At 50.7% G+C, this 12,623-nt stretch carries 12 protein-coding genes; 9 read left to right on the top strand and 3 right to left on the bottom strand.

Annotated features, from left to right (window positions below; all coding sequences use genetic code 11):
- Positions 1–22 precede the first annotated feature (22 nt).
- From KXJ70_RS05095 to KXJ70_RS05055, 9 genes are all read left to right on the top strand, one after another.
- Positions 23–1,195, top strand: a complete 1,173-nt coding sequence (locus tag KXJ70_RS05095) for an acyl-CoA dehydrogenase (protein WP_219042360.1) — start codon at positions 23–25, stop codon at positions 1,193–1,195.
- A 302-nt stretch (positions 1,196–1,497) separates the two neighbouring features.
- Complete coding sequence (locus KXJ70_RS05090; RefSeq protein ID WP_219042359.1) at positions 1,498–2,553, top strand: acyl-CoA dehydrogenase family protein; 1,056 nt, start codon at positions 1,498–1,500, stop codon at positions 2,551–2,553.
- Positions 2,554–2,736: 183 nt separating this feature from the next.
- On the top strand, positions 2,737–3,885 hold the full coding sequence (locus KXJ70_RS05085; RefSeq protein ID WP_219042358.1) for an acetyl-CoA C-acetyltransferase: 1,149 nt from the start codon (positions 2,737–2,739) through the stop codon (positions 3,883–3,885).
- A gap of 207 nt (positions 3,886–4,092) precedes the next feature.
- Positions 4,093–4,977, top strand: a complete 885-nt coding sequence (locus tag KXJ70_RS05080; RefSeq protein ID WP_219042357.1) for an SDR family oxidoreductase — start codon at positions 4,093–4,095, stop codon at positions 4,975–4,977.
- Between the two features lie 38 nt (positions 4,978–5,015).
- A complete protein-coding gene (locus tag KXJ70_RS05075) occupies positions 5,016–5,558 on the top strand; it encodes a YfaZ family outer membrane protein (RefSeq protein ID WP_219042356.1) in 543 nt (180 codons plus the stop codon).
- A gap of 77 nt (positions 5,559–5,635) precedes the next feature.
- Positions 5,636–6,790: an acyl-CoA dehydrogenase family protein gene (locus KXJ70_RS05070; RefSeq protein ID WP_219042355.1), complete on the top strand. Its 1,155-nt coding sequence runs from the start codon at positions 5,636–5,638 to the stop codon at positions 6,788–6,790.
- Positions 6,791–6,951: 161 nt separating this feature from the next.
- On the top strand, positions 6,952–8,142 hold the full coding sequence (locus KXJ70_RS05065; RefSeq protein WP_219042354.1) for an acyl-CoA dehydrogenase family protein: 1,191 nt from the start codon (positions 6,952–6,954) through the stop codon (positions 8,140–8,142).
- 226 nt (positions 8,143–8,368) lie between these two features.
- The gene (locus KXJ70_RS05060; RefSeq protein WP_219042353.1) at positions 8,369–9,157 is read left to right on the top strand and encodes an SDR family oxidoreductase; all 789 of its coding nucleotides are present in this window, start codon (positions 8,369–8,371) and stop codon (positions 9,155–9,157) included.
- A 143-nt stretch (positions 9,158–9,300) separates the two neighbouring features.
- The gene (locus KXJ70_RS05055; protein WP_219042352.1) at positions 9,301–10,503 is read left to right on the top strand and encodes an acetyl-CoA C-acyltransferase; all 1,203 of its coding nucleotides are present in this window, start codon (positions 9,301–9,303) and stop codon (positions 10,501–10,503) included.
- A gap of 20 nt (positions 10,504–10,523) precedes the next feature.
- Here KXJ70_RS05055 and KXJ70_RS05050 read toward each other — a convergent pair whose 3' ends face one another.
- The 3 genes from KXJ70_RS05050 to ybiA form a co-directional block, all read right to left on the bottom strand.
- Complete coding sequence (locus tag KXJ70_RS05050; protein ID WP_219042351.1) at positions 10,524–11,039, bottom strand: M48 metallopeptidase family protein; 516 nt, start codon at positions 11,037–11,039, stop codon at positions 10,524–10,526.
- Positions 11,036–11,467: a PACE efflux transporter gene (locus tag KXJ70_RS05045; RefSeq protein WP_219042350.1), complete on the bottom strand. Its 432-nt coding sequence runs from the start codon at positions 11,465–11,467 to the stop codon at positions 11,036–11,038. The genes KXJ70_RS05050 and KXJ70_RS05045 overlap by 4 nt, the downstream gene beginning before the upstream one ends.
- Before the next feature lie 77 nt (positions 11,468–11,544).
- Positions 11,545–12,012 carry a riboflavin biosynthesis intermediates N-glycosidase gene (ybiA, locus tag KXJ70_RS05040; protein WP_219042349.1) on the bottom strand — a complete coding sequence of 156 codons (468 nt, stop codon included), beginning with the start codon at positions 12,010–12,012 and terminating at the stop codon, positions 11,545–11,547.
- Positions 12,013–12,623 lie beyond the last annotated feature (611 nt).

Raw genomic sequence — 12,623 nt, 5'->3', positions numbered from 1 at the left:
ACTGCGAATAACGGAAGAAAATATGAAGCTCGAATACACCCCCGAACAAACCGCATTCCGCGCCGAAGTTCGCGCTTGGCTTGCGGCTAATGTGCCGGCTGAACCACTAAAATCCTTCGATACCGAAGAAGGTTTTCAGCAGCACCGCGAATGGGAAGCAAAACTCTACGAAGGCCGCTGGGGCATGATTACCTGGCCAGAGGAAATGGGCGGCCGTGGTGCCGATCTTCTGCAATGGCTTATTTTTGAAGAAGAGTATTACGCGGCACGCGCACCGCTGCGGGTAAATCAAAATGGGATTTTCCTGCTCGGTCCGACCCTAATGGAATACGGCACCGACGAGCAGAAAAAACGCTTTTTAAACGGCATGGCAACAGGTAAAGATATCTGGTGTCAGGGCTGGTCTGAGCCAAACGCCGGTTCAGATATGGCGGCGATTCGCTCCACTGCAACGCTGAGCGAAGACGGTAGTCATTACATCATTAACGGCCAAAAAACATGGTCTACCCGTGCCGTGTGGGCGGACTGGTGTTTCGGTATGTTCAGAACCGATCCGGCATCCGAGCGCCACAAAGGACTCACCTTTATTTTGGTGCCGCTGGAATCAGAGGGCATTACCGTTCGTCCAATTCCCCAGCTCGATGGCTTGCCCGGTTTTGCGGAAATATTTTTCGACAACGTCAAAGTACCTGTCGATTGCCGCTTAGGTGGTGAAGGCGAAGGTTGGAGTGTGGCCATGGCCACCGCCGGATTTGAGCGCGGCCTCATGCTCCGTTCACCTGCGCGTTTTCAAGAAACCGCAAAGCGCCTCGTAAATTTATACAAAGCCAATCAAGAAAGCGCAGACCAAGACCCCGCCGTGCGCGATGCGGTGTTACGTGCCTACATGGATGCCGAAGCCTACGCACTAACCACCTATCAAACTGCCTGCCGTTTAATGCAGGGCGGCAAGATTGGCGCAGAAGCCTCAACCAATAAAATATTTTGGTCAGAGCTTGATCAGCAAATGCACGGCCTAGGCTTGAAAATTTTAGGCGCGCGGGCAGAGCTTGTACCCCACGCACCCGACGCCGGTGAAGTAGGTAGCTGGTTAGATGGCTGGTTGTTCTCGCAGTCGGGGCCGATTTATGCGGGAACGAATGAGATACAACGAAACATAATCGCCGAACGTCTACTCGGTATGCCGAGGAAATGATCTTTTCACCGCATAGCGGCGTTGAAATCGTGCTCAGTCGGTCAAACGACGCCGACTTTTAGACGTCATCCCCGTGAAAACGGGGATCCATAGGCCGCAGATTGCGTGCTATGACATATTCCAGAAAAGAAGGGCATTCGCTCCGCTCACTCTGGATACCCGATCGAGTCGGGTATGACGGGTGTGGGGAGCGCGGGAATACATATGCGGCTGGTTTGTTTGTCCCGCATAAGAATTGAGATTGAAAAGAAGTAAGCAGACAAATTTAGCGGCCAATAAATGCAGGCCCAAAAGGTGAACTAATGGATTTTACATTTAGCGAAGACCAGTTGTTGTTTCAGGAGTCGGTAAGGGATTTTCTGGTTAACGAGGTCACGCCGGAATCAATTCGTGCGGCATGGCAAACTGAGTCTGGTCGCAGTGATGCTTTGTGGCAGCAGTTTGTTGAGATGGGTCTTACTGGCATTACTGTTCCCGAGGCTCATGGTGGCTTGGGTATGAACGAGTTGGATTTTGTTCTGCTAGCGCAGGAGGCGGGCTATGTTGCTTTGGCTGAGCCACTGGTTCACAGCGCGCTGGTTGCAGTGCCAACCATTATGGAGGTTGGCGATTCTGCCTTTGCTGAGCAGTGGCTTCCTAAAATTGCCAGTGGCGAAGCCAAGGTCGTGGTTGGTCTGGAAGTGAATAATCTCGTTGAAGATGCGCATATCGCTGATCTGTTGATTCTCGAAAAAGAAGGTGCGTTGTATGCGGTGGAAGCGGGCGCAGTTGAGCTTCGCTACAACGAGTCCATTGATTTGGGGCGCAAATTGTTTGCCGTCGAATTTGATGTCGCTGCGGCTCATAAATTAGCAGACGGCCAAAAGGCAAAAGATTTAGTTGTGTTTGCTCTTAATCGCGGTGCTTTAGCAGCGGCAGCACAGGCGCTTGGCGTTGCCCAGCGCATGATCGATATCTCTGTGCAATACACCACGGATCGCAAACAGTTTGGTGTCGCTATCGGTAGCTTCCAAGCGGTTAAGCATCATATGGCAAATATCGCTTACAAATTGGAGTACGCCAAAACACCGGTTTATCGCGCCGCTTACGCGCTGGCAAATAAATTATCCAGTGCTTCGCACAATGTTAGCCACGCCAAAGTAGTGGCCTGCGAAGTAGCCGATTTAGCGGCTAAAAATAGCATTCAAGTCCATGGCGCCATGGGTTACACCTGGGAAGTGGATTTGCATATTTTCATGAAACGTGCATGGGCGCTAAACAGCAGCTATGGCACAGCCGGTTTTCATAAGCAGCGCATTGCGGAGTTTGTGTTTAGTGATGAAGCGAAGTTAGGCGCTGGGAATACGTTTGCGGCTTAGCTAAAGGGAGAAGCTTGACGGGAGATGGGAGATGCAAAAGCAGCGTTTGCTTCTGTTGTTTTATAGCAACTTAAACACAAGTAGAAAAAGTTAACCTTTAGAATAAATAGTACATCGGGGATGAGGGGTTAGCGTTTTCCGTCTCCCGTCCAGCATAACGCAGATAAAGGCAGAGGATTTAACATGGCAGAAGCATACATCGTAGACGCAGTTCGCAGCCCAACAGGGCGCCGTAAAGGCGGTCTTGCTCATGTGCACGGCGCAGACTTGGGTGCACACGTGTTGAAGGCCATCGTTGAGCGCAACGGCATTCCTGATAATGAATACGACGATGTCATCTTTGGTTGTGTAGATACCGTTGGCCCGCTCGCGGGCGACATCGCACGCAGCGCATGGTTGGCGGCGGGTCTTTCACAAGAAGTACCGGGCACGACGATTGATCGTCAGTGCGGCTCATCGCAGCAGTCGGTGCATTTTGCGGCGCAGGCAATTATGTCTGGTTGTATGGACGTGATTGTGGCGGGCGGTGTGCAGACCATGACGCAAATTCCCATTTCATCTGCGATGACTTTGGCTGCGCCCTTGGGTTTTAGCGACCCCTTCTCTGGATCGACTGGTTGGGTGGAGCGCTACGGTGCCGAGCCACCAACGCAGTTTAAATCTGCACAGATGATTGCCGATAAATGGAATTTATCGCGCAAAGATTTAGAACTGTTTTCTTATGAGTCGCATCAGCGCGCATTAAAGGCAATTGCCGCGGGTCATTTCGATAAGGAAATTATTCCCTTTGGCGACGTGAAAATGGATGAAACGCCGCGTAATTCCAGCTTAGAAAAAATGGCGGAATTAGATTTTTTGTTTGGCTGCGACAAAGTGACTGCGGCTGTGTCTAGCCAAACCTGCGATGCGTCTAGTGCCGTTCTTGTTGTTAGTGAAGCGGCACTTAAACGCTATAACTTAACGCCCCGCGCCCGTATTCATCATATGAGCGTGCGTGCAGACGACCCAATTTGGATGCTGACGGCGCCGATTTCTGCCACCGAATATGCACTGAAAAAATCGGGCATGTCTCTACAGGATATTGACCTTGTCGAAATCAACGAAGCCTTTGCCTCGGTGGTCATGGCGTGGTTGAAAGAAACCGGTTATGACCATGCTAAAACCAATGTGAATGGTGGTGCGATTGCCTTAGGTCATCCACTGGGCGCAACAGGCACAAAATTAATGACGACTTTGCTTCATGAGCTTGAGCGCACCGGTGGTCGCTATGGTTTGCAGACCATGTGCGAAGGCGGTGGTCAGGCGAATGTAACGATAATTGAAAGACTTTAGTCGGACGTCGGACGTCGGACGTCGGACGTCGGAAGTCGGAAGTCGGAAGTCGGAAGTCGGAAGTCGGAAGTCGGAAGTCGGAAGTCGGAAGTCGGAAGTCGGAAGTCGGAAAATGGAAATTCAACTCCCAGGCACTGTCAAGCTTGCTTTTGACCTTTCGTCAGACATCAGACGTCTGACCAATCACTTAAACGAGGAATAACAGTAATGGCAATTTGTAATGACAGAGTGGTGATTATCACCGGTGCAGGTGGCGGCCTTGGTGCGGCACATGCAAAAGTATTTGCTGCTGAGGGCGCCTCGGTTGTAGTCAACGATATTAACGAAGCGGCTGCGCAAAAAGTGGTGGATGAGATTACTGCCGCCGGTGGTAAGGCTGTGGTGAATACCTCTGATATTACCAATTACGACGATAGCTTGAATGCGGTGAAGCAGGCCATCGATACCTTTGGCGATCTCCATATTGTGTTGAATAATGCCGGTGTTAACCGCGACCGTATGTTCGCGTCGATGACCGAGGCAGAATGGGACACCATCATGGCTGTGCATCTAAAAGGCCATTTTTGCATCACTTCACACGCCGTTCATTACTGGCGTGGTAAATCCAAAGAGGGTAAGCCTGTCGATGCGCGCATTATAAATACAACCTCGGGTGCTGGTTTGCAGGGCTCAATTGGTCAATCAAATTATGCTGCCGCTAAAGCGGGGATTGCCGCGCTTACTTTGAACCAAGGCGCTGAGCTTGCTCGCTACGGTATTACCGCGAATGCGGTCGCACCGGCAGCCCGCACTAATATGACCACGGCGGTTGAGGCCATGGCCACCCGTATGGCGAAGCCGGATGATGGCAGTTTTGATTTTTTTGCGCCTGAGAACGTGTCTTCACTACTGGTGTGGTTAGGCAGCAGTGAATCAGCGCATGTAAATGGTTGTGTGTTTGAGGCAGAGGGCGGAAAAATTTCCCTCGCTGACGGTTGGCGCAAGGGCCCTGAGGTCGATAAGGGCGCGCGCTGGGAGCCTGCCGAGGTCGGCGAAGCGGTAAAAACGCTCATGGCGGAGGCAGTACCGGCGCAAAAAGTGTATGGTAGCTGATTTTATCCTTTGACGTTTACATCAGGAGAATCACGACCATGAAAGCCCCTTTAATCGCAGCCGCCGTGTTAGCCATTGCAAGCAGTTCGGCCTTTGCCGGCGGTGTCGCCTTTCGTTTTGGTGACGACAGTTTCGGTGTTTCTGTTGCTGGTGACATGAGCCCGGAAAGCAGTGCTCAGCTCGATGTGCTGCACCATGAAGACGGTGCAAATTTAGTGGCTTTGGGTTTGTTTGCAAATGGTCAGCGCGGCGCACTGAGCGGACGGGTTGGCGCAAAAGCCATTGGCTTAGACGGTGATGACACAACTGATCTGGATGGCGGTGCGGTCGCCTTTGGTGGCGATTTGCGCTTGCCTTTAAATGAAATCGTCAGTCTGCGCGGCGGTTTGTACTACGCCCCCGATGCAACTGGCTTTGGTGATATTGACGGCTATAAAGAGTGGTCGGTGAGTGCGGAGTTTACTATTTTCCAAAATTCCGCCATTCAAGTTGGTTACGGTGATATGGAATTTGACGCTGACACTGGCGGCAAATTTGAATTTGAAGACGGTGCCTTCATACGTTTGCAACTGCGTCTATAAACAGTTGTTAAGCTGCGGCGTTATACACGTCGCAGCTTGCGTAAATGTAAAGGTCGCTGTCCGGTTTCGGAGACAGTATGGAATTCGCATTTACGCAAGAACAAGAAATGATCCGCGACACGGCGGCGTCTTTTCTTAAAGACGCTTCCACCAGCGCAGCTATTCGCAGTGCTATGGCAAGTGATCTGGGTTACTCCCCCGATCTTTGGCAGCGCATCTGCACTGATATGTATTGGCAGGCTTTGCATATTCCAGAAGAATACGGCGGCATGGGCTTAGGCTATGTCGAGCTGGTCGCAGTGCTGGAGCAAATGGGCCGCTATCTGCTGTGCTCTCCCTACCTTGCCACCGTGGCAATGGCTACCAACGCCTTATTGATCGCCGGTACTGACGATCAAAAAACTGAGATTCTTCCCCAGCTTATTGAAGGTAAAACCGCTACCCTCGCATTTAACGGCGGCAGCAATCTTTGGAGTGCGGATGCGGTGACCGCAAGCTATAAACGTGACGGCGACACCGCCATTCTCAACGGCCAGTATCGTTATGTACTCGATGGTCACAGTGCCGATTATTTAATTATTGCAGCCCGTGAAGAGGGCAGCGTTGGCGCGGAAGGTATTAGCCTGTTTGTCTGTACGGCAGATACCGATGGCATTCAGCGCAGTCTATTGCCGACCATGGATCAAAGCCGGCGCCAAGCGGCGATTGAACTAACTGATCTACGCTTGCCCGCTGAGAGTGTCATGGGTGACTTCGGTACAGCCGCAAAAGCCCTATCGAAAATACTAGATCTTGCCACTATTGCCTTAGCGGCTGAGCAAGCTGGCGGTATGCAGCAAATTTTAGATATCACGGTGGATTACACCAAGAGCCGCAATCAATTTGGCCGCTCAATCGCTGGTTTCCAAGCCATAAAACACAAGGCTGCCGACATGATGCTGCGCAATGAAGTCGCGCGCTCAGCGGTCTACTACGCCGCCTGTATTGCGGATGATGCACTTAGCGCAGGGCCCTTAGCCGATGAACTGGCTGAGGCCGCGAGCATCGCGAAATCCTATTGTTCAGAAGCCTATTTTAAAAACGCAGGCGAAGCCTTGCAGATGCATGGCGGGGTCGGGTTTACCTGGGAATACGATGTGCATTTATATTTTAAACGCGCAAAAGCCAGTGAACATTTTTTGGGTAATAGCGTTTATCACCGCGAGCGAGTAGCGGGGGTTTTACTTGATTAGTCGGACGTCAGAGGTCGGAAGTCGGACGATGGCTCTGAACATAGCCTTTACCTCCGACGTCAGACATCCGACCGGCGATTTAATATGAGAGACGGTAGACACAGGGGAAGCCATTTTTTGCGCCTCCCATCTCCCGTCCAGCATAAAGCGAGCATTACATCATGAAACTACAATTTAGCCCTGCAGATGAACAATTCCGCGCCGAAATTGCCGCGTGGCTCGCCGACAATTTGGTGGGCGAATTCGCGCAGTTAAAATTTCGCGGTGGTCCCGGCGATGAGCATATGTTTCCGGAAGAGCGCAAGAAGTGGGAGCGCAAATTAGCGGAAGGCGGCTGGACTTGTGTGGGGTGGCCGAAGGAGCACGGCGGTCGTGGTCTGTCGATTGAACAGCAAGTTATTTTCTTTGAAGAATATGCGCGGGCCGGCGCACCTGGGCGTATGGGGCATATTGGCGACGGCTTGGCGGGGCCAACCTTAATCGCCTTTGGCAGTGACGAGCAAAAGAGAAAATACCTGCCGGGTATTTTGTCGGGCACCGAGTTCTGGTGCCAGGGCTATTCAGAGCCGGGTGCCGGTTCGGATTTGGCAAATGTAAAGACTAAGGCGCGCCTTGATGAAGCCAGTGGCAAGTGGATTATCAATGGTCAAAAAGTCTGGACATCATTAGCTCACGAATCTGAATATTGCTTTGTGATTGCCCGCACCGACCCTGAGTCGAAGGCGCATAAAGGTTTAGGTTTTTTCCTGATAAAAATGGATCAGCCTGGCGTCACGGTTAGGCCGATAGAGCAAATCACCGGTACCTCGGAGTTTAACGAGGTATTTTTTGACGATGCACAATGCGATGCCAACGACATTGTGGGTGAGCCCGGAGAAGGCTGGAAAGTGGCTATGGGCTTGCTGGGTTATGAACGCGGCGTGTCCACCCTCGGTCAGCAAATGGCTTTTCAAAATGAATTGAATGAAGTGGTGGCATTGGCAAAGAGAAATGGCGCCGCTAAAGATCCTGTCATTCGTCAGCGTATCGCCGACGCCCATATTGGCTTGAAAATTATGCGCTACAACAGCATGCGTATGCTGTCAGGTAATAGCGGTGATGGCAGTCTGCAAAAAGAAGCGCTGATTTATAAATTGTACTGGGCCACGTGGCACCGTGATCTTGGCGAGTTGGCCATGGATATTTTAGGCGCCGAGGCAGATATTTTGCTAGACGCACCGTACGAATTAAATCGCCTGCAGTCACTGTTCTTGTTTACCCGCTCAGACACGATTTACGGCGGTACCAATCAGATACAGCGCAATATTATTGCCGAGCGCGGTTTGGGAATGCCGAAGGAGTTGAGGCCGTAGGTGTTGCGGGAGATGCTTGACGGGAGACGGTAGATGCTAATTCAAAAGCACGCCTATCGACCTTTTCTTTACGTTTATCTTCTCCCGTCCAGCGTAGGTAGCTTTAACAAATTTAAAAGTGTGAATAATTTTTCAAGATAATACCAGTGTCGAGAAATACTGCGATCCAGCTCAGCGTTTCCCGTCTCCCGTCAAGCATACAGCCAAGCATTAAACGGAGAAAACAATGAACATCAAAGTCCCAGAATACGTTCAAGGCCACGGCCTTTTAAAAGGTAAATCAGTTCTTATCACCGCTGCGGCGGGTGCCGGTATTGGTTTTTCGGCGGCGCAGCGAGCGATTGAAGAAGGCTGTCGTGGGATCGTGATTAGCGATATTCATGAAGGTCGTTTAAGCGCGTCAGTCGAAAAACTCAAAGCTGAAACGGGATGTGAGCAGGTCTATGGCAAGGTCGGCAATGTTGCTGTAGAGGAAGATGTGCAGGCTTTGATTAATACCGCTGAAGAATTGCTTGGCGGCGTTGATGTATTAATTAACAACGCCGGTTTGGGCACCACTAAATTGCTCATCGAGATGGAAGACCCGGAGTGGAATAAGGTTATCGATGTGACCTTAAACGGCACTATGCGTATGACTCGCTACATGATGAAAGTCATGAAAGAGCGCGGACACGGCGTGATTGTGAATAACGCCTCTGTACTTGGCTGGCGCGCACAAAAAGAGCAGGCCCATTATGCCGCTGCAAAAGCAGGCGTTATGGCGCTGACGCGTTGCGCCGCGTTAGAGGCCGCAGATTTTGGTGTGCGCATCAATGCGGTAGCGCCGTCTTTGGCGGTACACGCTATGCTGAAAAAATCTGCGCCAGAAGCATTGCTCGCTGAACTCGAAAGCCGCGAGGCCTATGGTCGCGGCGCCGAAGTGTGGGAAGTAGCGAATATCATGATGTTCCTCGCCTCGGATTATTCTAGCTATATGACGGGTGAAATCGTCAGCTGTTCATCGCAGCGAGCCTAATGAACGGGAGATGCTAGAAGGGAGACGGAGAACGCTGGGCGAATTTTTATTGGCGTCTCCCGTCTCCCATTTAGCGTCACTGCCTTTGCATAAGTACTGAGTATCAAAACGCAAAATCAAATTTCAAAAAGGACACAAAGACCATGAAAGAAGCCGTTATCGTTTCAACCGCACGTACCGGAATGGGTAAATCTTTTCGCGGCGCATTAAACAATACTGAAGCTCCAGCGATGGGTGGCCACGTTGTGCGCGCAGCGGTTGAGCGCGCGGGCATTGATCCTGCGTCTGTCGACGATGTGATTTTTGGCGCCGCAGCGCAGCAGGGAACGCAGGCTTATAACCTTGGTCGTTTGTGCGCAGTGGCTGGGGGCTTGCCTGACAGCGTGCCGGGTATGGCGATTGAACGTCAGTGTTCCTCCGGCTTGATGTCGATTGCCTGGGCGGCAAAATCGATTATGTGCAACGAAATTGATATCGCCGTTGCCGGTGGTTTAGAGTCTATTTCGCTGGTACAGACCAAACACAAAAATAGCTACCGCAATGTGTCGCAAACGGTTCTGGATATTGATCCAACTGCTTACATTCCGATGATTGAGACTGCCGAAATAGTGTCTGATCGCTACGGTGTTAGCCGCGAAGCGCAGGACATCTATTCATTGCAAAGTCAGCAGCGGGTTGCGGCGGCCCAGCAAGCGGGTTTGTTTAAGGCGGAGATTGTCCCCTTTGCCACCAGCATGTCGGTGTTTAATAAAGAGACTAAAGAAACCACGTTTAAAGATATTATTTTAGAAACCGATGAGTGCAATCGTCCGTCAACCACACTGGAAAGCCTCTCGTCGCTGGAGCCGGTATTCAAAGATGGTCAGTGGGTGAAGCAGGGTCGTTTTATTACCGCCGGTAATGCCTCGCAGCTGTCAGATGGTGCGTCGGCTTGTGTGGTTATGGACAGGAAATTGGCCGAGCAAAAAGGGTTGGCGCCACTGGGCATTTATCGCGGCATGGCCGTCGCTGGCTGCAAAGCTGACGAGATGGGTATTGGCCCGGTGTTTGCTATTCCTAAATTGCTAAAACGTGCTGGTTTAAAAGTGGATGATATCGGCTTGTGGGAATTGAACGAAGCCTTTGCTTGTCAGGTTATTTACTGCCGCGATCAACTCGGTATAGACAATGACAAACTCAACGTGAATGGCGGTGCCATCGCGATTGGTCATCCCTTTGGTATGAGTGGTGCGCGTATGGTCGGTCACGCCCTAATCGAAGGTAAGCGCCGTGGTGTTAAATACGCGGTAGTTACTATGTGTATTGGCGGTGGTATGGGTGCTGCGGCTTTATTTGAAATAGCATAATTGATTTAGGTAGGGCGGGGTTATATCTGCCCTACCTCTTTTGCGGTTAAATACACCCGCAAATCAAATTCCCGCTGATGGTAGTCGGGCAGCATATAGGTACACAGTTTATAAAACGCCTTGTTGTGATCGTGCTCTTTTAAGTGCGCGAGTTCATGTACCACAATCATTTCTAAAAATTCTGGCGCCGCGTCTTTAAATAGGGAGGCGATGCGAATTTCTTTTTTCGCTTTTAGCTTGCCACCTTGCACCCGCGACACCGCCGTGTGCAAACCCAGTGCGCGGTGGGTGAGATCGAGCCGATTATCAAAAAGCACTTTATCTACTTGCGGCGCACTGCGCAGGTTTTCTTGCTTCAAGCTATTTACGTAGCTATACAGCGCCTTGTCACTTTGAATACTGTGCTGACCGCCATAGCGATTTGCCAAATACTCCGCCAAGCGCTGTTCGTCGATAAGTGTGCGAACCTGGCTTTGTAAGTGCTCAGGATAGCCCTGCAAATACTTCAAAATGCGGTTGCTAGACGCGGGCTTCATTCCTTTGCCTCCTGCGCGGAGGCCGGTAGGCCAAAGACTTTGTCGAAGGCCCAGGTAAAGACAATGGCGTAGAAGAAAAAGGTGATTAGCAAGCCAATCTCGGCCAGCAAAGCTTGCCACAAACTGATATCTAGCCAGTATGCGGTGAGCGGCACCAGTACAATAACCAAGCCGCCCTCAAAACCGGCGCCGTGAACTAAGCGCCGTTGAAGTGACCGCCCCTTGGTGACTTGTTTCTTTTCCCAGCGCTCGAATAGGGCGTTGAATGTGTAGTTCCAAATCAGCGCGATGGTTGCCATAAGCACCGATAGGGGCAAGGTCGACGATACCTCTGCGTCAAAGGCAAAGGTGAGAATGGGCGTGACCAAGGCAACAGCACCTATCTCGTAGAGAAGGGCTTGGCAGACGCGGCGGCTGTTAGGGCTCATGAAATTACTTCAAATAAATGGGTGGTGGTGTGTATGACGTTTCTTGGCGGCGATTAAAAGCGATTTGAGCAAGTGTATTACTTGCCCAGTTCTTCCCGCAGCTTTTTGCGAACACCCTTCAACATTTTACCAAAGTGGTTATCACCGCGCATATCTCGACCGCTTCCCCAAAAATAGTCGTATTGGCTAACATTTTTAATTTCATCTTCACCCGAGTCCAAAAGCACTTGTGCTACATCGCTATGGGTACGGCATTTAATGTAAGTGGCGCGGGTCATATAGGTGACGCTGTTTTTCTTCCAATCCTTGCGCCGCGTGTGTTTTTTGCTCTTACCCAGCTTTGCCGCTTCAGCCGGGTGTGTCGCATTGCGGATCTGCTCGCGGTATTCGGCGTCATCAAATTTCATCGCCTGATAGTAGTGCTCGACTGACGGCCACTCAAAACCATCTAACTCAAAGGCATGTTTAGAGTGTGACGCGAGCGGATGATTAGCGTCATCCCGTGAGAGTGTAAGGAGTTTGGTCTCTTTTTTGTCAAAAAACATAATGTACTTCCCAGTGAGCTGGCGTCAGATTAAATGTTATGGAGCGCTTGTTCCAGTAGTCAGTATTCAATGAGCGTGTTTTCAAGACCCAACAAGCGTTTCGGCGCAGCTCAACGGATTCAATTAGTAGCTTTAAGACGATGAGAGGAAAAGAAGGCTTTTGCTGCTGGAAAATAGTCTGCACGCGCTGATATTGCGGCAGTCTTAAGGACTTTCTTTAGCTCTTCGTGGCGTTTCTAATTCGGCAGACCTGATCTTTGCGTGCAGAGTCGGCAAGCAGTGTAAATTGTCGCAACTTATAATATGGGGCGGCATCATGCTTCCTGCGGTTGTTGGACAGCCAAAACGCTGACTTAGTAAGGGCGCCGTTGTGGCTGGCGGTAAGAATTAGGGAGGAGTCTGAAAAGCTTATGCGCACTACGAGCTTTAACAAGCCCGTCATAAAGCGCTGCGCATAGTGATGCGGCATGCATCATACAATGCATCTGCAATTTAGAGGTGTCTATTCATTTATCTGACGTATCTTGGGCGATAGCTCAGTCCTTATATAGAGGAGGTTTGCTTCTTTGAGGGCGCTCTTGACTAATATATAACCGATGGTTATTATTAAT

The sequence above is a fragment of the Zhongshania aquimaris genome, assembly GCF_019312595.1.
Lineage (GTDB): Bacteria > Pseudomonadota > Gammaproteobacteria > Pseudomonadales > Spongiibacteraceae > Spongiibacter > Spongiibacter aquimaris.
The sequence above is the reverse complement of the archived record's forward strand: the minus strand, read 5'-3'. Positions and strand labels throughout refer to the sequence as shown.

What these genes read in the sequence shown, in the direction of transcription:
- KXJ70_RS05050 (WP_219042351.1), bottom strand. Translation starts at nt 11,039, where the DNA reads ATGAAGCCCGCGTCTAGCAACCGCATTTTGAAGTATTTGCAGGGCTAT.
- ybiA (WP_219042349.1), bottom strand. Translation starts at nt 12,012, where the DNA reads ATGTTTTTTGACAAAAAAGAGACCAAACTCCTTACACTCTCACGGGAT.
- KXJ70_RS05080 (WP_219042357.1), top strand. Translation starts at nt 4,093, where the DNA reads ATGGCAATTTGTAATGACAGAGTGGTGATTATCACCGGTGCAGGTGGC.
- KXJ70_RS05045 (WP_219042350.1), bottom strand. Translation starts at nt 11,467, where the DNA reads ATGAGCCCTAACAGCCGCCGCGTCTGCCAAGCCCTTCTCTACGAGATA.
- KXJ70_RS05055 (WP_219042352.1), top strand. Translation starts at nt 9,301, where the DNA reads ATGAAAGAAGCCGTTATCGTTTCAACCGCACGTACCGGAATGGGTAAA.
- KXJ70_RS05070 (WP_219042355.1), top strand. Translation starts at nt 5,636, where the DNA reads ATGGAATTCGCATTTACGCAAGAACAAGAAATGATCCGCGACACGGCG.
- KXJ70_RS05075 (WP_219042356.1), top strand. Translation starts at nt 5,016, where the DNA reads ATGAAAGCCCCTTTAATCGCAGCCGCCGTGTTAGCCATTGCAAGCAGT.
- KXJ70_RS05085 (WP_219042358.1), top strand. Translation starts at nt 2,737, where the DNA reads ATGGCAGAAGCATACATCGTAGACGCAGTTCGCAGCCCAACAGGGCGC.
- KXJ70_RS05095 (WP_219042360.1), top strand. Translation starts at nt 23, where the DNA reads ATGAAGCTCGAATACACCCCCGAACAAACCGCATTCCGCGCCGAAGTT.
- KXJ70_RS05060 (WP_219042353.1), top strand. Translation starts at nt 8,369, where the DNA reads ATGAACATCAAAGTCCCAGAATACGTTCAAGGCCACGGCCTTTTAAAA.
- KXJ70_RS05090 (WP_219042359.1), top strand. Translation starts at nt 1,498, where the DNA reads ATGGATTTTACATTTAGCGAAGACCAGTTGTTGTTTCAGGAGTCGGTA.
- KXJ70_RS05065 (WP_219042354.1), top strand. Translation starts at nt 6,952, where the DNA reads ATGAAACTACAATTTAGCCCTGCAGATGAACAATTCCGCGCCGAAATT.